Origin of the sequence: Streptomyces canarius (genome assembly GCF_014650735.1) — a bacterium.
Taxonomy (GTDB): Bacteria; Actinomycetota; Actinomycetes; order Streptomycetales; family Streptomycetaceae; genus Streptomyces; species Streptomyces olivaceoviridis.
The window spans coordinates 60902-80363 of the sequence record NZ_BMVN01000023.1 but is presented as its reverse complement, the minus strand read 5'-3'; the positions used below and the strand labels follow the sequence as shown (position 1 = coordinate 80363).

The 19462-nt window shown below is 73.8% G+C and carries 19 protein-coding genes, 1 tRNA gene, 1 other RNA gene and 1 pseudogene; 10 read left to right on the top strand and 12 right to left on the bottom strand.

Annotated features, from left to right (window positions below):
- Positions 1–8: 8 nt before the first annotated feature.
- Together IE294_RS28295 and IE294_RS28290 are read right to left on the bottom strand one after the other, a co-directional pair.
- Entirely contained in the window at positions 9–539 is a 531-nt protein-coding gene (locus IE294_RS28295) for a tRNA adenosine deaminase-associated protein (protein WP_132785103.1), read from the bottom strand.
- A 299-nt stretch (positions 540–838) separates the two neighbouring features.
- Entirely contained in the window at positions 839–1084 is a 246-nt protein-coding gene (locus tag IE294_RS28290) for a hypothetical protein (RefSeq protein ID WP_189890721.1), read from the bottom strand.
- A gap of 95 nt (positions 1085–1179) precedes the next feature.
- Here IE294_RS28290 and upp point away from each other — a divergent pair, with 95 nt between their 5' ends.
- Positions 1180–1815 (top strand): uracil phosphoribosyltransferase, encoded by a 636-nt coding sequence (gene upp / locus IE294_RS28285; protein WP_014673635.1) that lies wholly within the window; start codon positions 1180–1182, stop codon positions 1813–1815.
- Between the two features lie 88 nt (positions 1816–1903).
- Here upp and IE294_RS28280 read toward each other — a convergent pair whose 3' ends face one another.
- Positions 1904–2542: a LytR C-terminal domain-containing protein gene (locus tag IE294_RS28280; RefSeq protein WP_229917375.1), complete on the bottom strand. Its 639-nt coding sequence runs from the start codon at positions 2540–2542 to the stop codon at positions 1904–1906.
- A gap of 108 nt (positions 2543–2650) precedes the next feature.
- Positions 2651–2947, bottom strand: a complete 297-nt coding sequence (locus IE294_RS28275) for a type II toxin-antitoxin system VapB family antitoxin (protein WP_004943146.1) — start codon at positions 2945–2947, stop codon at positions 2651–2653.
- A gap of 113 nt (positions 2948–3060) precedes the next feature.
- Between IE294_RS28275 and IE294_RS28270 the strand changes: the two genes are divergently transcribed.
- Positions 3061–4623: a helicase HerA-like domain-containing protein gene (locus tag IE294_RS28270; RefSeq protein ID WP_189890719.1), complete on the top strand. Its 1563-nt coding sequence runs from the start codon at positions 3061–3063 to the stop codon at positions 4621–4623.
- A gap of 21 nt (positions 4624–4644) precedes the next feature.
- Here IE294_RS28270 and IE294_RS49100 read toward each other — a convergent pair whose 3' ends face one another.
- From IE294_RS49100 to IE294_RS28250, 5 genes and pseudogenes are all read right to left on the bottom strand, one after another.
- A complete protein-coding gene (locus IE294_RS49100) occupies positions 4645–4770 on the bottom strand; it encodes a hypothetical protein (RefSeq protein ID WP_014673632.1) in 126 nt (41 codons plus the stop codon).
- 53 nt (positions 4771–4823) lie between these two features.
- Positions 4824–5144, bottom strand: a complete 321-nt coding sequence (locus IE294_RS28265) for a hypothetical protein (RefSeq protein WP_229917374.1) — start codon at positions 5142–5144, stop codon at positions 4824–4826.
- Positions 5145–5376: 232 nt separating this feature from the next.
- Positions 5377–6072 carry an HdeD family acid-resistance protein gene (locus IE294_RS28260; protein ID WP_189890717.1) on the bottom strand — a complete coding sequence of 232 codons (696 nt, stop codon included), beginning with the start codon at positions 6070–6072 and terminating at the stop codon, positions 5377–5379.
- A gap of 115 nt (positions 6073–6187) precedes the next feature.
- Complete coding sequence (locus IE294_RS28255; protein WP_189890715.1) at positions 6188–6781, bottom strand: HhH-GPD-type base excision DNA repair protein; 594 nt, start codon at positions 6779–6781, stop codon at positions 6188–6190.
- A gap of 83 nt (positions 6782–6864) precedes the next feature.
- Positions 6865–7152 (bottom strand): annotated as a pseudogene (locus tag IE294_RS28250) (SIP domain-containing protein); the annotation flags it as partial.
- A 336-nt stretch (positions 7153–7488) separates the two neighbouring features.
- Between IE294_RS28250 and IE294_RS28245 the strand changes: the two are divergent.
- Positions 7489–9345: a copper resistance CopC/CopD family protein gene (locus IE294_RS28245; protein WP_189890713.1), complete on the top strand. Its 1857-nt coding sequence runs from the start codon at positions 7489–7491 to the stop codon at positions 9343–9345.
- Positions 9346–9364: 19 nt separating this feature from the next.
- Here IE294_RS28245 and IE294_RS28240 read toward each other — a convergent pair whose 3' ends face one another.
- Both IE294_RS28240 and IE294_RS28235 read right to left on the bottom strand, forming a co-directional pair.
- The gene (locus tag IE294_RS28240; RefSeq protein ID WP_189890711.1) at positions 9365–9832 is read right to left on the bottom strand and encodes a hypothetical protein; all 468 of its coding nucleotides are present in this window, start codon (positions 9830–9832) and stop codon (positions 9365–9367) included.
- A gap of 97 nt (positions 9833–9929) precedes the next feature.
- Positions 9930–10403, bottom strand: a complete 474-nt coding sequence (locus IE294_RS28235) for an ArsI/CadI family heavy metal resistance metalloenzyme (protein WP_189890709.1) — start codon at positions 10401–10403, stop codon at positions 9930–9932.
- 78 nt (positions 10404–10481) lie between these two features.
- Between IE294_RS28235 and IE294_RS28230 the strand changes: the two genes are divergently transcribed.
- The 3 genes from IE294_RS28230 to IE294_RS28220 are packed head-to-tail and all read left to right on the top strand — an operon-like array spanning position 10482 to position 12389.
- Positions 10482–10889, top strand: a complete 408-nt coding sequence (locus tag IE294_RS28230; protein ID WP_189890707.1) for an ArsR/SmtB family transcription factor — start codon at positions 10482–10484, stop codon at positions 10887–10889.
- A complete protein-coding gene (arsB, locus tag IE294_RS28225) occupies positions 10886–11983 on the top strand; it encodes an ACR3 family arsenite efflux transporter (protein ID WP_268252817.1) in 1098 nt (365 codons plus the stop codon). Before IE294_RS28230 ends, arsB begins: the two co-directional genes overlap by 4 nt.
- Positions 11976–12389 carry an arsenate reductase ArsC gene (locus IE294_RS28220; RefSeq protein WP_189890705.1) on the top strand — a complete coding sequence of 138 codons (414 nt, stop codon included), beginning with the start codon at positions 11976–11978 and terminating at the stop codon, positions 12387–12389. The genes arsB and IE294_RS28220 overlap by 8 nt, the downstream gene beginning before the upstream one ends.
- Before the next feature lie 339 nt (positions 12390–12728).
- Here the strand turns inward: IE294_RS28220 and IE294_RS28215 are convergent.
- Positions 12729–12816: transfer RNA gene (locus IE294_RS28215), tRNA-Ser, on the bottom strand.
- 119 nt (positions 12817–12935) lie between these two features.
- Between IE294_RS28215 and ffs the strand changes: the two genes are divergently transcribed.
- The 4 genes from ffs to IE294_RS28195 all read left to right on the top strand — a co-directional run bounded on the left by ffs (position 12936) and on the right by IE294_RS28195 (position 19377).
- Positions 12936–13032, top strand: an RNA gene (gene ffs / locus IE294_RS28210) — signal recognition particle sRNA small type.
- Between the two features lie 66 nt (positions 13033–13098).
- Positions 13099–15477: a DNA polymerase III subunit gamma and tau gene (locus tag IE294_RS28205; protein ID WP_189890703.1), complete on the top strand. Its 2379-nt coding sequence runs from the start codon at positions 13099–13101 to the stop codon at positions 15475–15477.
- Positions 15478–15568: 91 nt separating this feature from the next.
- The gene (gene purD / locus IE294_RS28200; protein WP_189890701.1) at positions 15569–16834 is read left to right on the top strand and encodes a phosphoribosylamine--glycine ligase; all 1266 of its coding nucleotides are present in this window, start codon (positions 15569–15571) and stop codon (positions 16832–16834) included.
- Positions 16835–17121: 287 nt separating this feature from the next.
- Positions 17122–19377, top strand: a complete 2256-nt coding sequence (locus IE294_RS28195; RefSeq protein WP_189890699.1) for a M48 family metalloprotease — start codon at positions 17122–17124, stop codon at positions 19375–19377.
- The last annotated feature ends 85 nt before the right edge of the window (positions 19378–19462 follow it).

Genomic DNA, 19462 nt, shown 5'->3' with positions numbered 1-19462 from the left:
TGGCGTGGTCAGCGGACGGTCTCCAGCACCTCCGAGGCACCCAGGGCCTCGGCGATCGTGTTCAGCGCGTCGTCGGCGTCCAGCGCGCGCAGTTCCTTCTCGCTGATGCCCAGGTCGTCCAGGATCTCGCTGTCGCCCACCGGGCTGTGCGGTACCGCGTCGGTGGCGGCACCCTCCTCCTCGTCGTCCTCGGACTCGCCGTCCTCGGTGCCGTCGAGGTCCAGGGAGTCCAGGTCCGGGCCGTCGTCCGCGCCGGGCTCCCGGCCGAGCAGCTCGTCGGTGAGCAGCAGCTCCCCGTACGCGCTGCGCTGGGCGGCGGCGGCGTCCGAGACGTAGATGCGAGGGTCGTCCTCGCCGTCCACGCGGACGACACCGAACCAGGCGTCCTCCTGCTCGATCAGGACGAGCACCGTGTCCTCGTCGGGAGAGGCTTCCCGGGCCAGGTCGGCCAGATCCGACAGGGTCTCCACATCGTCGAGCTCTGTGTCGCTCGCTTCCCACCCGTCTTCGGTGCGCGCGAGCAGTGCGGCGAAGTACACCGTGACTCTCCCACTGGTCATAGGCGTGCCGGTTGGGGGTCCCCCCGGCGGAGGTACTTGGGCGGAGAGAGCTGGGCTCCGAGCCCCACCCACTCGGAATCGTGGCAGAAACAAGGCCTCCAGGGGACGTCTTCGGCTCCCTGTGTCTGGCTGTTTCGATCGTGGATCCGTGATCGGCTCACCAGCGTGCTCATTGCCGCCACCTGCGGATCGTACGCGGCTTTTCCCGGCGCTCACGCACGCCCGCCTCCCGACACCGGCGCGAGCGTGGCTCCTTCGTCCCAGGAACGGCCCCGGATCTACCAGCGGAACGTCCGCATGCGCATCGCGTGGCGCAGCCGTGCGGCCTTGGCGCGCCGGGGCTGGACCCGGGCGCGCAACGCACGGGCCTCGGCGAGTTCACGCAGGAACTGCGCCCGGCGGCGCCGGCGTTCGGTCTCGCTCTCGGGCTTGTCGGAATCGGTCCGCGCGGAGCGCGCAGCGGGGCCGGCCGTGTCGCCGGTGGGCCCGGAGGCGTCCGCGGGCAGGTCAGGCAGGTCAGGCACGTCACACCACCCCAGTCCGTCCCTCCCACTTTCCCCCGGATGGCCGGTTTGACGCCAGCGTGAGGGCAGTCCGGGGCGCAGGTACCGTTAGGGGCATGCGTCTCCATGTCGTCGACCACCCCCTGGTCGCCCACAAGCTCACCACGCTGCGCGACCAGCGCACCGACTCCGCGACCTTCCGGCGGCTCGCCGACGAACTGGTCACCCTGCTCGCCTACGAGGCCACGCGGGACGTGCGCACCGAGGCCGTCGACATCCAGACGCCGGTCGCGGTGACCACGGGCGTCAAGCTCGCCCGCCCCCGCCCGCTGGTGGTGCCGATCCTGCGGGCCGGCCTCGGCATGCTGGACGGCATGGTCCGGCTGCTGCCGACGGCCGAGGTGGGTTTCCTGGGCATGATCCGCAACGAGGAGACGCTCCAGGCGTCCACGTACGCCACGCGCATGCCGGAGGACCTCTCGGGCCGCCAGGTGTACGTCCTCGACCCGATGCTGGCCACGGGCGGCACGCTGGTCGCGGCGATCCAGGAACTGATCAAGCGCGGCGCCGACGACGTCACGGCGGTGGTCCTGCTGGCCGCTCCCGAAGGCGTCGAGGTCATGGAGCGGGAGCTGGCGGGGACGCCGGTCACCGTGGTCACGGCGGCTGTCGACGACCACCTCAACGAGCTCGGGTACATCGTGCCGGGACTGGGGGACGCGGGGGACCGGCTCTACGGGGCGGCGGAGTAGGTCCTCGCCCACCGGGGTGCGGCTCGCTCGCCGTGCGCGGGTGCGGGGGCGTGCGTGGTTCTCGCGCGGTTCCCCGCGCCCCTTCCCTTCAGCAGCTCTTCTTCGGAGAGGCCGTCGGGGCGGGCTCGCTGAGCTTGGCCAGAGCCTGATCGGCCGCTCCCTGCTTGGCCAGCCCCTTGAAGGCGTCGCCGATGACGAGGTCGAGGTCGGCTGTCTTGCGGCTGTCGGCGCGCAGTTGCGCACCGTCGAGCTGGGTGCCGAGGACGCGCAGTGAGGTGTCCCGCGCGGCGGCGGAGCCGAGGAGTATCCCGGCGCCCTTGACCTTCTTGTCGTACTGCTTCGACGCGTTGCCCACGTCGCCGATCTTGAAGCCGCGTTTCTTCAGCTCGTCCGCAGTGGTCTTGGCGAGCCCCGTGCGCTCGGTCGCGTTGTAGACGTTCACGGTGATCTGCCTGGGCCTGGGCAGGGCGTGCACCTGGGCCGCCGGGGCCGCGGCGGTCTTGGTCCGGCAGTCCTTCGCGGAACCCGTCGCCGTGTACTTGTCGCCGCCTCCGGTGAAGACGTCGACGAGCTGGAGCGTGCCCCAGCCGATCAGGCCGAGCGCGGCGACGGACGCCACCGCGACGGCCACGAGCCTGCCGCGCCGCCGGGGCGGACGCATCCGAGGGTATTTGTCCCCCGTGACGCGGTACTGGCCGCCCATGCCGGGGGGAGTCAGCATGCTCATGGGCGCAGCGTAGTGCGCCCGAGCGGCGATGCCTATCAGATGATCAGCCGATGCCGCTGGATGCCGCTCAGCGGAACCCGAAAGGGCCAACGGCCGTGTCGCGCCGGGTCAGTCGAGTTCGAGCACGCGCGCGTGCAGCACCTGGCGCTGCTGGAGGGCGGCGCGGACCGCGCGGTGCAGGCCGTCCTCCAGGTAGAGGTCGCCCTGCCACTTCACGACGTGCGCGAAGAGGTCGCCGTAGAACGTCGAGTCCTCCGCCAGCAGGGTCTCCAGATCGAGCTGCTGCTTGGTGGTGACGAGCTGATCGAGGCGGACCGGGCGCGGCGCGACGTCCGCCCACTGCCGGGTGCTCTCCCGGCCGTGGTCGGGGTACGGCCGGCCGTTTCCGATGCGCTTGAAGATCACACGGAAAGCCTACCGGCCAAGACGTTCCGGGCGCAGCCATGGCGACGGAGTGCGAGGCTTGAAAAGATGGATCAAACCGGGCATATGGGTAACTATGGGGACAGGGGTCGGAGATGAGTGACAGCGAGACCGTGCCGCCCGCCGGCCCGCAGGGGCCGCCCGCCCTGCCGGAAGAGGCGCGGAAGATCGCCTCCGGTTACGCCTTCACCGGCCCCGCGCTCGATCTCGGCGCCCTCCTGTGGGACGGGGCGTGTCGCGCCGACGCGCCGGTCCGCATCCCGCTGCCCGTGCTCAACCGGCACGGGCTGGTCGCGGGCGCCACCGGCACCGGCAAGACCAAGACCCTCCAGCTGATCGCGGAGCAGCTGTCGGCACAGGGCGTGCCCGTGTTCCTCGCGGACATCAAGGGCGACCTGTCCGGCATCGCGCGGCCGGGGCAGCCGAACGAGCGGGTGCGCAAGCGGTCCGCCGACGTGGGCCAGGAGTGGGCCCCGGCCGGCTTCCCGGCGGAGTTCTTCGCGCTCGGCGGCCTCGGCCACGGCATCCCCGTGCGGGCCACCGTCACCAGTTTCGGCCCCGTGCTGCTGGCCAAGGTGCTCCGGCTGAACCAGACCCAGGAACAGTCCCTCGGCCTGATCTTCCACTACGCCGACACCAAGGGCCTGGAGCTGATCGACCTCAAGGACCTGCGCGCGGTCGTCGCCTTCCTCACCTCCGACGAGGGCAAGGCCGAACTCAAGGACATCGGCGGCCTGTCCGGCGCCACGGCCGGGGTGATCCTGCGCTCCCTCACGGCCTTCGAGGCGCAGGGCATGACGGACTTCTTCGGCGAGCCGGAGTTCGGCACGGCGGACTTCCTGCGCACGGCGGAGGACGGGCGGGGCATCGTCTCGGTCCTGGAACTCGCGGCGGTCCAGGACAAACCGCTGCTCTTCTCGACGTTCCTGATGTGGCTGCTCGCCGACCTCTTCCACGACCTGCCCGAGATCGGCGACGCCGACAAGCCCAGGCTGGTGTTCTTCTTCGACGAGGCGCACCTGCTGTTCGACGACGCGTCCAGGGCGTTCCTGGAGTCGATCACCCAGACGGTCCGCCTGATCCGCTCCAAGGGCGTCGGCGTCTTCTTCGTCACCCAGACCCCCAAGGACGTGCCCGGCGACGTCCTCGGCCAGCTCGGCAGCCGCGTCCAGCACGCCCTGCGCGCCTTCACCCCCGACGACCACAAGGCCCTGCGGGCGACCGTGCAGACCTTCCCGAGATCGGCGTACGACCTGGAGGAACTGCTCACCGGGCTGGGCACCGGCGAGGCCGTGGTCACCGTGCTCGGCGAGACCGGCGCCCCGACCCCGGTCGCCGCCACCCGGCTGCGCGCCCTGCGGTCCCTGATGGGCCCGCTGGACCCCGCCGAACTGGACCGGGCGGTCCGTGACTCCCCGCTCCACGACCGTTATGCACAGGCTGTGGACCGCGAGTCGGCGTACGAGAGGCTGAGCGCCGCCCGGCCGGCGCAACAGCCGCCGGAGCCGGCCGCCGCGCGCGCTCCCCAGGAGGAGCCGTCGCTGGTCGAACAGGTCGTCAGCAGCGGGATGTTCAAGTCGCTGGCCCGTTCGGTCGGCACCCAGCTCGGCCGCGAGATCACCCGTTCCCTCTTCGGCACCGCCCGGCGGAGGCGGTAGCCCGCCCCCGCCGGTGCCGGGTCAGCGGTCCCGTTCCTCGGGCGACCGCTGGGGTTCCGGTGTCCGCTGGTCCGGCCGGGGTGCCGTACCGCGCCGGGCCTCCGCGCGCAGCAGGGCGCGCAGGACGGCGTAGGGATCCTTGGGCATGGCTGTGCTGCTCCTTGCGTCGAGCCGACTGACCTTGCGGGGACGCGGGTCCGTCAGCAGCGCAGGACCACCGTGCGCAGCAGGGGCGCGGTGTACGGCGCCCGGGGCGCGGCGGGGCCCGGCCGGGCCGCCGGAACGGCGGGCGCCGGGGCGGGAAGGGGTGCGGGGCGCTCGGGCGTGTCGGCCCGGTGGATCGCGCGGGCGGGCGGCCGTAGCGGTGTGTCGAGGACATCGTGCTCGGCCGTCTCGGCGGCCACGGCGAGATCCGGCAGCGCCTGGGCCGGCACATGCGCGCCGGGCACCCACAGGGCGAGGAGCAGCACGAGGACGCGTAGCCAGGTACGGCCCCGAGGCGTGCTCCTGCTCCTGCTCACATCCCCTGTTTTCCCGCGGCACGCGGGAAGCGCAGCACGCCGGGGGCGAGATCCACCCGTCCGGAGTACGTGGGTGGGAGAGAGGTTTACGGCGGGGCCCTCACGGGGGCGGGGTGTGGGCGGTGGGCCGGGGGCACGACGGGGTTCCGGCGGTGGTCACGGGGGGAGCTGGGTCCGGTGGTGGTCGCGGGAGCGGTCGCAGCGGGGAGTACGGCGTCGGTCGCGGCGGTGGTCACAGGGTCTGCGGTACATGGCGCGCCCGGCGGCGGATGCCGAACGCGGTGACGATCTCCACGATCCCCACCACGACCAGCCAGATCCCGCCGACGAGGGTCAGCACGGCGACCGACTTGAACGGCGAGTCGATGAGCACGATCCCGGCGATGAAGGTCAGGACCCCGAGGAAGATCTGCCAGCCCCGGGCGGGCATCCGGGAGTCGTGCACGGCGGCCAGGGTCTGCGTGATGCCGCGGAAGAGCCAGCCGATGCCGATCCACAGGGCGAGCAGCAGGATCGACTGCATGGGCCTGCGGAAGCAGAACAGGCCGAGCAGGATGGACAGCGCGCCGCTGATGAAGGCGAGGACGCGCAGGGAGGTCGCCCGGTGCGTGCCGAACGCGGACACCAGTTGGAGGACCCCGCTGTACAGCAGGTAGAGGCCGAACAGCACACCGGCGGCCACCAGGGAGGGACCGGGCCAGACCAGCACCAGGACGCCGAGCACCAGGGAGCCGACGCCGGTGAGCAGGACGATCTGCCAGGCGGCTCGCGACAGGGCGTGCAGCGGGCCCTCGAACGGCGGCTCCGGTTCATGGTGGGTGCCGGGCGGCGCCGCGGCGGGGTGGCCGCCCGGTGACGCACCCGCGTGAACATGCCGGTCGTCGTACGCACGGTCCCGCTCGGGACCGCTGCTCGGTACCTCGCTCATACCCCATGCTGAGACCGGCCGGGCGGCGGGGGCCAGCGGGGTGGGCCGAGCGGGTGGTGGGGGACGGGGCGGGGCGGCGACCGTGCCGGTCGGAGCGTGGGCGGGGGGAGGCGGTTTACCTCTTCGCCGCCTTGGCCGCCTTCGCCGCCGCCTTCATCTCCTGTTTGTGCGCGCGGACCTTGGCCAGGGACTCGGGGCCGGTGATGTCGGCGACGGACCGGAAGGACGCCGGTTCGCCGTAGGCTCCCGCGGCCTCCCGCCACCCCTCGGGCGCGACGCCGAGCCGCTTGCCGAGCAGGGCCAGGAAGATCTGCGCCTTCTGCTTGCCGAACCCCGGCAGGTCCTCCAGCCGCCGCAGCAGCTCGGCTCCGCTGTCCACGCCCCGCCAGACCGCCTCCGCGTCCCCGTCGTGGTGCTCGACGAGGTACTGGCACAACTGCTGGATCCGCTTCGCCATCGAGCCCGGGTAGCGGTGCACCGCGGGCTTCTCGGAGAGCAGCGCGGCGAAGGCCTCGGGATCCATCGCCGCGATCTCGTGCGCGTCCAGGTCGTCCGTGCCGAGCCGGTCGGCGATGGTGCGGGGCCCCTTGAACGCCCACTCCATGGGGATCTGTTGGTCCAGCAGCATCCCGGTCAGCGCGGCGAGCGCGGAGCGTCCGAGCAGCGCGTCGGCCGCGGGGTCCTGGGCGAGGTGCAGGGTGACGTCCATGCGTCGATGATCCCGCGCGCGGGACGGCTCCGCCCGCCGGGTGGCCACTCGCCCCCGGTCGTCCCCGGCCCGCCCGCCGCCGCTCACTCCGCGCGCCGGTACCCCAGGGCGTGCACCCGGCGCTCCGGCACACCGAGGTCCCTGCGGACGTGGGCCGCGAGCGTGCGGGTGGTCGCGGTGTCGCAGGCGATCCAGACGTACGGGTGCGGGGTGCCGGCGAGGACGGCGGGCAGCTCGGCGCGGACCCGTGCCACCAGGTGGGCGCCCGCGTCCCGGCGCGGCACCGCCCGCATCTCGTGCCGGCCGGCCTCGGTCCGGCAGGGCAGCCCCGCCGGGTCCCCCTCGAACCAGACGGTGGCCGGGGCCGGACCCGCCGACACCGCCGGAGGCACCCTGCACCACGTCGCCGGCCACGTCCCCCGCCGTCGTCGCGCCGCTCACCGGCGCCGACTGCTCCGCCCCGCACCGCCTGCCCTTCGCCGAGACCTGGCACTTCTCCCTCGGCGACGGCCTCCCACTCCTGCTCCGCGCCCCCACCGGCCGCCTGGGCCGCCCCGAGGACGTGGCCGGCGCCCGCGTCTTCCCCGCCTCCCCGCTCGCGACCCGGATCACCGGCCACGACCTGGTCTCCGACCTGGTGAGCACGCGGCCGGTTCCCCTCGTACCTGTAGGGAGGCACGGGTGCACGGTGGGAACGGAGGCTGACGGTGCTGCGCGACGCGGACGACGACGGAGCCCACGGCGGGGACCGTGAGCGAGCCCGGGACGGCGACCGGCGACCGCGCGGACGACGCGGCCCTTCGCGCCACCCGGCAGGGAAGCTCCTGCTGCTGCTCCTCCTCCCCGCCCTCCTCCTCGGCACGGCGACGCCCGCCTCGGCGCACGCCGTCCTGCGCGCGACGGACCCCGCCGACGGAACCGTCCTGCGCACCGCCCCCCGCCACGTCACCCTCGCCTTCACCGAGTCGGTCGGCCTGCTGGCCGACTCCTTCCGGGTCTACGACCCCGCGAACCGCCGCCTCCGCACCGGCCCCGCGGGCCACGCCGCCGGCCGCTCCGACACCGCGCGCGTCACCCTCCCCGCCCGGCTCGCCACCGGGACGTACACGGTCGCCTGGCGGGTGGTGTCGGCCGACAGCCACCCGGTGTCCGGCGCGCTCACCTTCTCGGTCGGGAAACGCACGGCGGCACCGGCGGCCCTGCCCCAGGACCGCGCGGAGAACGGGGCCACCACGGCCCTGCACACCATCGCGCGCTACCTCGCCTACCTCTCCCTGGCACTCCTCCTGGGCACGGCCGCGTTCGTGGCGTACTGCCGCCCGCCGACGACGGCCCATCTGCGCGCCCCCGCCCTGGCCGCCGCGGTGACGCTGGCGGCCTCCACCCTCGCCGTGTACCTCCTGCGCGCCCCCTACGAGGAGGCCGCCTCCCCGACGACCGCCTTCTCGCTCTCCGCCCTCACCCACACGGCGACGACCCGCCCCGGCCGGCTCCTGCTCCTCCGTCTGGCGCTGCTGCTCCTGGCCGCGGTCGCCGTGACCCTCCTCGGAACCCGCCGCGTCCACCTCCCGCGCCGCGCCACCCTCGCGGCGGCCACGGTCCTCGCCGTCGCCCTGGCCCTGACCTGGTCGGCGTCCGACCACGCCTCGGCGGGCATCCAGGTCCCGGCGGCGATCGTCTCGTCCACCCTGCACCTGCTGGCCACGGCGGCCTGGCTGGGCGGCCTGGCCGCGCTCCTGTGGACACTGCGGCGCGCCCCGGAAACGACTGCCGCCCCGCCGGCCCGGGTCCCGGCCCGCTTCTCCCGCCTGGCGTTCACATCGGTGGTGGTCCTGGTCGTCACCGGCGTCTACCAGTCCTGGCGCGGCCTGGGCTCCTGGCAGGCACTGACCGGCACCACGTACGGCCGTACGCTCCTGGCGAAGCTGGCGGTGGTCACCGCGCTGCTCCTCGCGGCGGCCTGCTCCCGCACCTGGACGGCCCGCCCGACCCGTCCCACGGGGGCCGCCGTCCGCGCCCGTGTCCCCGAACCGGCCATGGGCCCACCGCTCCCCGAGCTCCCCCCGGAACCGCCCCTGCGCCTCCTGCGCCGCTCGGTCCTCCTGGAGGCGGTGGCCGCCGCGCTGGTCCTGGCCCTGACCACCCTTCTGACCAGCACGGTCCCCGGCCGCGCGGCGACGGAGTCCGCCCCGTCCGCGCCCTTTGCGGCGGCGGGCGTCCAGACGGCCTCGGTCATCACGATCCCCTTCGACACCGGCGCGCCCGGCGGCCACGGCAAGGTCCAGATCACCCTGGACCCCGGCCGCGTCGGCACCGACTCCCTCCAGGCGGTGGTCTACGGCCCCGACGGCGGCCTCGCCACGGTCCCCGAGCTCCGCGTCACCCTCACGCTCCCGGCACAGCGCCTGGGCCCCCTGGACACCAGGCTCACCGACCGCGGCGGCTACTGGTCCACCCCCGCCTTCACCGTGCCCCTGCCCGGCACCTGGACGATGAAGGCGACGGTCCGCGTGTCGGACCTGGATCAGGTGACGGTGTCGGCACCGGTGCGGGTGACGCGGTAGGGGCGAGGGGCCGGCGGGGTCAGACGGCGTGCAGGAAGAGCTGCGGGGACCAGCCCGTGCAGCTTTTGGGCCCCGCCTCGTCGATGGCGCCGGCGCACGCCCTGACCTTGAAGTTCCAGTCGCCGCGCGCGGGCGCGTCGACCGTCGCGACCCGGTACTCGCCCATGCGCAGCTGCCAGCTGTACCAGCCGAGCTGTGACGGATACGTGTACCGGACCTCGTAGTAGGAGTAGTGGGGGCTGGAATAGCCGCCGTAGTACACCCTCAGCGTGTTGGCACACCCGTCGAAGCGGGCACCGGCGTACGGGGTGCCCGCGTACGTGAACCGCTTGGGCGTCCCGCCCAGGTCGGTGCCGCCCCCCGGCGCGTACGCGTCCTCGGACGCGCACTGGCCCGCCGGAGCGGAGACAGGCACCCGTGCCCGCGCCGCGGTCGCCGTACCGCCCACGAAGACGACGGGGACCAGCAGAGCCGCGGCAGCAGCCACCACAGGGAACGAACGCCCCAAGGCCCTCACCTCCAGCGAAAGAACCTCAGCCACCACAGTGCACTTTCGCCCCATAGGCCGCATCCGCTGACCTGGATCACTGACCGCAGGCGCATCCGGCCGCTGCCGGGGTCTCCTCGGTGGCCTGGCTGGTGCGGCAGCCCTCGCCGGTGGTGTTGGGGTCGGCGCTCTTGCCGAGGGTGTCGGCGTCGGCCTTCACGACGTACACCTCCCAGGGTTCCTTGCCGGGGCCGTGGACCCAGACCTTGTCCTGGAGGGCGTAGCAGCAGGAGGTGTCGTTCTCCTCGACGGTGGCCAGGCCGGCCTCCTCCAGTCGGGTGGTGGCGGCGTTGACCTGTTCGGTGGACTCGACCTCGACGCCGAGGTGGTCCAGGCGGGTCTCCTCCCCGGGCTCGCCCTCGATCAGTACGAGCTTGAGCGGGGGCTCGGTGAGGGCGAAGTTGGCGTAGCCCTCGCGCCGCTTGGCCGGTTCGGTGCCGAACAGCTTCGAGTAGAAGGCGATCGAGGCTTCCAGGTCACTGACCCGCAGGGCGAGTTGAGCGCGAGACATGACGGGCTCCTATCCGGCTGTATTGATAGCTGTCGATGCAAGATTGCGGGTTGAATCGAAGGCTGTCAATATTGAGGCATGTCGAATCAAGAGCTGAGGGTGCTCGGTCGGAGCGATGACGCCGGAGCGTGCTGCCCCGGGCTGCTGACCGCCCCCCTGGACGAGGACCAGGCCGTAGAACTGGCGAAGGTGTTCAAGGCGCTGGGCGATCCGGTGCGGCTGCGCCTGCTGTCGATGATCGCCTCGCGGTCGGGCGGCGAGGTCTGCGTCTGTGACCTGACCCCGGCCTTCGACCTGTCCCAGCCGACGATCTCGCACCATCTGAAGCTGCTGCGGCAGGCGGGCCTGATCGACTGCGAGCGGCGCGGCACCTGGGTCTACTACTGGCTCGTCCCGGAGATGACCGACCGGCTCGCCGGCATCCTGACCCGTCCCGCCGGCGAGCCGCTGCCCGAGCGCACCGTGCCGGCCGGAGCCGCGTCGTGAGCACTGCCGCACCCGAAGGGAACGTGGCCGGACGCCTGTCCTTCGTCGACCGCTACCTGGCCGTCTGGATCCTCGCGGCCATGGCAGTGGGGCTCGGCCTGGGCCGCCTGGTTCCGGGGCTGGGCGACGCGCTGGCCAAGGTGACCGTGACCGGAGTCTCCCTGCCGATCGCCCTGGGCCTGCTCGTGATGATGTACCCGGTGCTGGCCAGGGTCCGCTATGACCGCCTCGGCACCGTCACCCGCGACCGCCGCCTGCTGCTGCCGTCCCTGCTGCTGAACTGGGTGGCCGGCCCGGCGCTCATGTTCGCCCTGGCGTGGCTGTTCCTGCCGGACCTGCCCGCCTACCGCACCGGCCTGATCATCGTCGGTCTGGCCCGCTGCATCGCCATGGTCATCATCTGGAACGACCTCGCCTGCGGCCACCGCGAAGCCGCCGCCGTCCTGGTCGCCCTGAACTCCGTCTTCCAGGTCATCGCCTTCTCGGCGCTGGGCTGGTTCTACCTCTCCGTCCTGCCCGGCCGGCTCGGCCTGGAACAGACCGGGCTGGACGTGTCCGTGTGGGAGATCGCCCGCAGCGTGTTCATCTTCCTCGGCATCCCGCTCGCGGCCGGCTACCTGACCCGACGCATCGGCGAGAAGGCGAAGGGCCGCACCTGGTACGAGACCAGGCTCATCCCGCGCATCGGCCCCTTCGCCCTGTACGGGCTGCTCTTCACGATCGTCGTCCTCTTCGCCCTGCAAGGCGACGCCATCACCTCACAGCCCTTGGACGTCGCCCGCATCGCTCTGCCGCTGCTGGTCTACTTCGCCGTCATGTGGGCCGGGTCCATGGCCCTGGGCCGCGCGGTCGGTCTCGACTACTCGCGGGCCACGACGCTGGCCTTCACCGCCGCGGGCAACAACTTCGAACTGGCCATCGCCGTCGCCATCGCCACCTTCGGCGCCACCTCCGGCCAGGCCCTCGCCGGCGTCGTCGGCCCCCTCATCGAAGTGCCTGTCCTCATCGGCCTGGTGTACGTCGCCCTGTACGCCCGCCGCTACTTCACCGCCCCCGCCGTCCCCGCCCTCCAGGAAGACCCCGCCCATGTCTGACACGGCCGTGCCGTCCGTGCTCTTCGTCTGCGTCCACAACGCCGGACGCTCCCAGATGGCCGCCGCCTTCCTCACCCACCTCGCGGGCGACGGCGTCCAGGTCCGCTCCGCCGGCTCCGCCCCGGCCGACACCGTGAACCCGGCCGTCGTCGCAGCCATGGCGGAGGTCGGCATCGACATCGCGGCCGAGGTACCCAAGGTGCTCACGGTGGAGGCGGTCCGGGCGTCCGACGTCGTGATCACTATGGGCTGCGGCGACACCTGCCCCGTCTTCCCCGGGAAGCGCTACCTCGACTGGGAACTCCCCGACCCGGCCGGGCAGGGCGTTGAAGCGGTCCGCCCGATCCGCGACGAGATCGAGAAGCGCATCCGCGGCCTGGTCGACGAGATCGCCCCGGCGAACTGACCGTGGGCACGGCCGGCCCGTACCGGCTGGGAGGAGTTCGGCGCCGCCGAGCTTCCGCGACACCGGTACGTCGCCGTTGACGAGTCGGCCGAGGTGCTCGGCCGGTTCGCCGCCGTGCCGGTTCCCGACCGATGCCGGCCTCCGCCGAGGAGAAGGACTCGGGCTGCCGCGCGCTCGCTCCACGCATGTGACCGGAGTCATGCTCAGGAAGGTCGCTCAGCAGGCCGGAGACGCCCTCTGGGCACCGCTCGGAGCGGGCCGGGAACCCGACGGAGACGGAAACCGAGACGGACGAACGCCAGAGGGCCGGACCACCTGACGTGGTCCGGCCCTCTGAGCTGGCGGAGGATACGAGATTCGAACTCGTGAGGGGTTGCCCCCAACACGCTTTCCAAGCGTGCGCCCTAGGCCTCTAGGCGAATCCTCCGCCGGAAACATTACATGACCGAGGGGAGTGCTCGCGAACTCGTTCCCGCAGGCCGTCCCCGGGTGGGGTCGCGGGCCCGATCGGGTTCGGACCGCCGCCCGCCATCGGGTACTGTGGGGCACAGCCCCTCACGCGGCGCTATCTGACTGAACTCCCCCAGGGCCGGAAGGCAGCAAGGGTAGGTCGGCTCTGGCGGGTGCGTGGGGGGCCCTTGCGTTCCGGGGCCCGGGGTGCGCGTCCAGGCGGGGCCGGTTGTCAGTGGGCGCCATTAACCTCGTATGCGTGTCGTCTCTCGCGCTGTACCGCCGCTATCGCCCGGAGACCTTTGCCGAGGTCATCGGGCAGGAGCATGTCACCGACCCGTTGCAGCAGGCGCTGCGGAACAACCGGGTCAATCACGCGTACCTCTTCAGCGGTCCGCGCGGATGCGGCAAGACGACCAGCGCGCGCATCCTGGCCCGCTGCCTGAACTGTGAGCAAGGTCCCACCCCGACGCCCTGCGGCGAGTGCCAGTCCTGTCGCGACCTCGCGCGCAACGGACCCGGATCGATCGACGTCATCGAGATCGACGCGGCCTCTCACGGTGGTGTGGACGACGCCCGTGAGCTGCGCGAGAAGGCCTTCTTCGGTCCCGCGAGCAGCCGCTACAAGATCTACATCATCGACGAGGCCCACATGGTCACGCCGGCCGGCTTCAACGCGCTGCTGAAGGTCGTCGAGGAGCCGCCCGAGCACCTGAAGTTCATCTTCGCGACCACCGAGCCCGAGAAGGTCATCGGGACCATCCGGTCGCGGACCCACCACTACCCGTTCCGGCTGGTGCCGCCCGGCACCCTGCGGGACTACCTCGCCGAGGTGTGCCAGAAGGAGGACATCCCGGTCGAGGACGGCGTGCTGCCGCTCGTCGTGCGCGCGGGCGCCGGCTCCGTGCGTGACTCCATGTCCGTCATGGACCAGCTCCTCGCCGGCGCCGGGGCGGACGGTGTGACGTACGCCATGGCCACCTCCCTCCTCGGCTACACCGACAGCTCCCTGCTCGACTCCGTCGTGGAGGCTTTCGCCACCGGTGACGGCGCCGCCGCCTTCGAGGTGGTCGACCGGGTCATCGAGGGCGGAAACGACCCGCGCCGCTTCGTCGCCGACCTGCTGGAGCGGCTGCGGGACCTGGTGATCCTCGCCGCCGTGCCCGACGCCGTGGAGAAGGGGCTCCTCGACGCCCCGGCCGACGTCCTGGAGCGGATGCAGGCCCAGGCCGAGACCTTCGGCGCCGCCGAGCTGAGCCGCGCCGCCGACCTGGTCAACGAGGGGCTGACCGAGATGCGCGGCGCCACCTCGCCCCGCCTCCAGCTGGAACTGATCTGCGCCCGCGTCCTGCTCCCCGCCGCCTACGGCGACCAGCGGTCCGTGATGGCCCGGCTCGACCGCCTGGAGCGCGGCGTCAGCTTCTCCGCCGGCGCCGGTGCGCCGGCCATGGGGTACGTCCCCGGTCCCGAGGCCCACGGCGGCGCCCTCGCACCGGGCGCGGGTGCCGGCGCCGGTCCGGGTGCCGGTGGCTCGCCCGTGCCGCCCGGTGGGGGGCCCGCGGCGGCTCGCGCGGCGGTCCGGGCCGTGGGGGGACCGGCCGGGTCCGGTACGCCGGCCGCGGTTCCGGCCGGTCCGGGCGGCCCCTCCGGTACGGCGGCTCCGGGTGAGTCCGCTCCGGTCGCCCCCGTCGCCCCGGCCGCTCCGGTTGCCCCGGCCGCTCCGGTGCCTACGACCCCTGCCCCTGCGCCCGCGCCCGCACCCGCTCCCGCTCCAGCCGCCCAGACCCCGGCTGCCCCCGCTCCCGGCGCCTGGCCCACCGCCGCCCCCGCCGGCGGCGGCCGACGCCCCGGCGGCTGGCCCACGGCCACCGCTCCCGGCGGCCAGCAGGGGCAGAGCCAGGGCGGGGGGCAGGGTCCCGGCCGTACGGTCGCGGCCCAGCCCCAGACCCAGCCGGCGCAGTCCGCGCCCGCCGCCCCGGCCCCGGCGCCCCAGGCCCCCGCCCCGGCCGCCCCCACCGGGGGGCTCGACCCGCGCGCGCTCTGGCCGAACATCCTGGAGGCCGTCAAGAACCGCCGCCGGTTCACCTGGATCCTGCTCAGCCAGAACGCCCAGGTGACCGGCTTCGACGGCACGACCCTCCAGCTCGGTTTCGTGAACGCCGGCGCGCGTGACAACTTCTCCGGCAGCGGCAGCGAGGACGTGCTGCGGCAGGCGCTGGCCGAGCAGTTCAACGTGCAGTGGAAGATCGAGGCGGTCGTCGACCCGTCGGGCGGCGGCTCTGCCCCACCGGTCGCCGGCGGCTACGGCGGAGGCAGCGGCTACGGCGGCTCTTCCGCCGGTGGCCATGGCGGCGCCCCCGGCGGCGGTGGCTACGGCGCCCCGGCCGCACCTCGCCCCGGAGCCTCCCAGTCGTCCCCGCAGCCGCCCGCCGCCCCGCGGAGCGGGACCCCTGCCGCGCCCGCCGCGCCCGCTCCGGCACCCCGGCCGGCCGCCCCACCGGAGCCGCCGCCCGTCTCCCCCGAGGACGACATCCCGGAGGACGACGACCCGGATCTCGACGAGTCGGCGCTCTCCGGGCACGAGCTGATCGTGCGGGAACTGGGGGCGACGGTGGTGGAAGAGTTCTCCAACGAGTGAGGGCCCCACGCATGGGGAACGGTCTCTTTGGAGGAAAGTCCAACAAACCCGGCGCCCAGGCTTCGGCAACCTTGCCATTAGGCTGACCCCCGTGAAGGTCCTCGTCATCGGCAGCGGCGCCCGCGAACACGCCCTGTGCCGCTCCCTGTCCCTCGACCCCGACGTCACCGCGCTGCACTGCGCCCCCGGCAACGCCGGCATCGCCGAGGTCGCCGAGCTGCACCAGGTCGACGCGCTCGACGGTGCCGCGGTGGCCGCGCTGGCCACCGGCCTCGGTGCCGAGCTGGTCGTCGTCGGCCCGGAGGCCCCGCTGGTCGCCGGCGTCGCCGACGCCGTCCGCGCCGCGGGCATCCCGGTCTTCGGCCCCTCGCGGGAGGCCGCGCTGATCGAGGGCTCCAAGGCCTTCGCCAAGGACGTCATGGCGGCGGCCGGCGTGCCGACCGCCCGCTCCTACGTCTGCACCACCGCCGAGGAGGCCGCCCAGGCCCTCGACGCCTTCGGCGCCCCCTACGTCGTCAAGGACGACGGTCTCGCCGCCGGCAAGGGCGTCGTCGTCACCTCCGACGCCGAGGCGGCCAAGGCGCACGCCGCCGAGTGCGAGCGCGTGGTGATCGAGGAGTTCCTCGACGGCCCCGAGGTGTCCCTGTTCGCCATCACCGACGGCGAGACGGTCGTCCCGCTCCAGCCCGCCCAGGACTTCAAGCGCGCCCTGGACGGCGACGAGGGCCCGAACACGGGCGGCATGGGCGCGTACTCGCCGCTGCCGTGGGCCGACCCGAAACTGGTCGACGAGGTGCTGGAGACGGTGCTCCAGCCGACCGTGGACGAGATGCGCCGCCGGGGCACGCCGTTCTCCGGGCTGCTCTACGCCGGTCTCGCGATCACCTCGCGCGGGGTCCGGGTCATCGAGTTCAACGCCCGCTTCGGCGACCCGGAGACCCAGGTCGTGCTGGCCCGGCTGCGGACTCCGCTGGCCGGTGTCCTGATGGCCGCCGCCACCGGCAACCTCGCCGACCTCGCGCCGCTGCGCTGGAGCGAGGACGCGGCCGTCACCGTCGTCGTCGCCTCGCACAACTACCCGGGCACCCCGCGCACGGGTGACCCGATCACCGGCCTGGACGAGGTGGCCGCCGAGGACGCCCCGCACGCGTACGTGCTGCACGCCGGCACCAAGCGGGACGGCGACGCGGTCGTCAGCGCGGGCGGACGCGTGCTGTCCGTCACGGCGACCGGTCAGGACCTGGCCGAGGCGCGCGAGCGGGCGTACCGGGCGGTGGGCCGGATCCGGCTCGACGGCTCGCAGCACCGCACCGACATCGCGGCGAAGGCGGCGCAGGCGGCACAGACGCAGGCGTGACCACGGCCGGTACGGCTCCCTCGTACCGCCCCTCGCACCCCATCAGGCCCCGGAGGCAATCCGGGGCCTGATCTTTGCTGTCTGTCACCCAGCTCTGACCAAAGCCATTCCATCGAGTGAGCAATCGCCCATATGGCTGACGGGGGCCGGTGCCCCAACTAGGGTGCCGCGCAAGCGTTCCGGCACTTGGCCCACCGGCATTGCGATGTCAGTGGCGGGTGCCACAGTGGGGGAGTGAGCAAGACCAGGGCAGCACGCGATCGCGAGGGAGGGGGCGAGATCGGCACGTGACCGGAATCGGTGTGGAGGCGGGCGCGCAGGCCGCGCGCTCCCGGGCCCTCGCCGTGCTGCGGGTCCGGGGCCGGGCGCTGGCCGTGGCGCTGCTGCCCGCGGGCACCGAGGTGATCCTGCTGACCGGTGCCTCCACCGGCCGTCTCGTCGGCCCGGGGTGGCACGCCGCCCGGTGGGTCGTCGGCGTGCTCGCGGTGCTGGTGCTGCTGGCCGCGGCCGGTATCGCGGTGGTCGTGGCCCGGGCCCGCCCCGCCATGAGTCCCACGGTGCCGGTCCCGGAGGGCTCCGCCCCCGACCTGTACGGGATGGTGCGCGACCTCGCCGACCGGCTGGACGTGCCGGTGCCCTCGGCCATAGCGCTCACCCCGGACTGCGACAGCTGGCTGGAGGACCGGGCCCATTCGGCCCACGGACCGCCCCCGCGTCCGGCGCCCGACGAGATAGCGGGCCCCGGCCGCCGCCGGACCCCGGTCGCGCCGGTCCTCGTCATCGGCTCGCCGTTCCTGTGGTGGATGCGCGTCGGCGAGCTGCGCGCGGTCCTCGCCCCGGTCATCGCCGGTACGGGTCCCTCGGCGCACCCGGACATAGCCGCCGCCCGCCGCTTCGTGCGGGGGCTGGACGCGGCCGTGGCCGTCGCCTCGACCCGGGGCCGCTGTCCGCTGACCCGCGGGGTGTGCGCCGCCCTCGGCTGGGTGGCCCGGCTGCTGCTGCGCGGCTGCCAAGAGCACGCGACCCAGATGGAGCGCGGGGTCGCGGCGGCAGCCGCCGAGCGCGCCCAGGCGGTGGACTACGGCCTGCGGATCGTCGCCCAGGAGCAGGTCGGGCTGGCGTACGCCGGCTGGGACCGGCTGCTGACGAGAGTGGCGCTGCCGGCCTGGCGGATGGGGCGGTGGCCGTCCCGGCTCGACGCGGGGGTGGTGGCGGCGCTCACCGAGCTCTCCCGCCGGGACCGGCTCGCCGAGGGCTTCGCCTCCCGGCTCGGCGAGCGGCCCGCGTGCGATCTCCTGGAGGAGCCCGGCGTGGTCGACGAGGCCGCCTCCCTCCTCGCAGCCCGGCTCTTCCACGGCGGTCCCGCCGAGTCGGGCTCCGACTGGGCGCCGGTGGACTGGCAGGCGTATCCCGAGGAGGTCGTGGACCGCACCTGGCGCGCCGAAGCGGCCCGCCTGCACCGCGTCCTGGACACCCTCGGCGTCCGCCCCTCCCTGGACCCCCGGACCCCCGACCCCGGCGGCCCCACCCTGGCCCGGGTCCTGGACCACCTCACGGCTACCGCCGAGGACGGAGCCTGGGGGGCGATGGACGCCGACGCGGGTACCGGTGCGGGTGCGGGTGCGGGTGCGGGTGCGGGTGCGGGTGCGGGTGCGGGTACGGGTGCGGCGGGGCCCGGGGCCGCCGGGGCTCCCGCAGCGACCGGCATGGGCGTGGCGGCTTGTGAGGCTTCCGGTGCCGGAGGGAACGGCGCTGGGGCCGACGTGGCTGCCAGGGCTGCCAGGGCTGCCGGGGCCTCCGGTTCCGGCTCCCGAGCGGACCAAGGCGCTCCGGGCGCCCGGGGCGCCGTGGCCGCTGGGGTTTCCGGCTCCGGAACTGACGGCGTCGGCACGGGGGCGATGGACGACCTGGCCACTGTGGCCGCCCCGGGTACGACGGGCGCCCCGACCCCGAGCCCTTCCGCCTCCGGGACCGGTCCCTCCGACTCCCAGGCCGACGACGCCGACGGACCAGCCCCCGCTGCTGCCCCCACCGATGTTCCCGCCGATCTGCCCACCGCTGTCCCCGCCGCCGACAGTGCCCCCACCGCCCGGGAGCCCGGCTCCCAGCTCCCCTTCGGTGAGGAGGAAGACCCCACCACCGAGCGCAGTGCCGCTCTCGCCGCCGGGCTGAGCGCCGAGCTCGCTCGGGAGGAGGCCGCCGGGGTGGACGCGGGCGCCGCGGGCCGGCGGAGTCCCGAGAGTGCCCAGTGGGACGAGTTCGCCTGCGGGCTGCCCCTCTTCCCGCTGCAACCCCAGCGCACCGCCCGCGAGCTGCTCGCCGACCACGTCACGGCGATGGTGTGCTGCGCGGCCGTGGACACCGCCGGTGCCGTCCCCGCCCTGGACTGGCTGGACGGTCCCTCCCTGCTGCTGGGCGGTGAGCGGGCCGCCGACCTGGCCCCCAAGGTCCTCACCCTCATCGAGGAGGGAGACCCGGGCCCGCTGCGCGACTGGCTGGCCGCGTCCGGCATACGCCCCGAGAAGCCGGTACGTCTCGTCTGACCGGACCGCAAGCCCGCGGCCCGCGCGTCGCACTCCGTAACGGAAAGACGACTTCCAGTTCAGGTCAATTCGCAACGACTAGTGA

Bases quoted from the DNA above. Each gene is read 5' to 3' on its own strand.
- upp (WP_014673635.1), top strand. From the start codon at position 1,180: ATGCGTCTCCATGTCGTCGACCACCCCCTGGTCGCCCACAAGCTCACC.
- IE294_RS28280 (WP_229917375.1), bottom strand. From the start codon at position 2,542: ATGAGCATGCTGACTCCCCCCGGCATGGGCGGCCAGTACCGCGTCACG.
- IE294_RS28270 (WP_189890719.1), top strand. From the start codon at position 3,061: ATGAGTGACAGCGAGACCGTGCCGCCCGCCGGCCCGCAGGGGCCGCCC.
- IE294_RS49100 (WP_014673632.1), bottom strand. From the start codon at position 4,770: ATGCCCAAGGATCCCTACGCCGTCCTGCGCGCCCTGCTGCGCGCGGAG.
- IE294_RS28260 (WP_189890717.1), bottom strand. From the start codon at position 6,072: ATGAGCGAGGTACCGAGCAGCGGTCCCGAGCGGGACCGTGCGTACGAC.
- IE294_RS28255 (WP_189890715.1), bottom strand. From the start codon at position 6,781: ATGGACGTCACCCTGCACCTCGCCCAGGACCCCGCGGCCGACGCGCTG.
- IE294_RS28235 (WP_189890709.1), bottom strand. From the start codon at position 10,403: ATGTCTCGCGCTCAACTCGCCCTGCGGGTCAGTGACCTGGAAGCCTCG.
- IE294_RS28230 (WP_189890707.1), top strand. From the start codon at position 10,482: ATGTCGAATCAAGAGCTGAGGGTGCTCGGTCGGAGCGATGACGCCGGA.
- IE294_RS28220 (WP_189890705.1), top strand. From the start codon at position 11,976: ATGTCTGACACGGCCGTGCCGTCCGTGCTCTTCGTCTGCGTCCACAAC.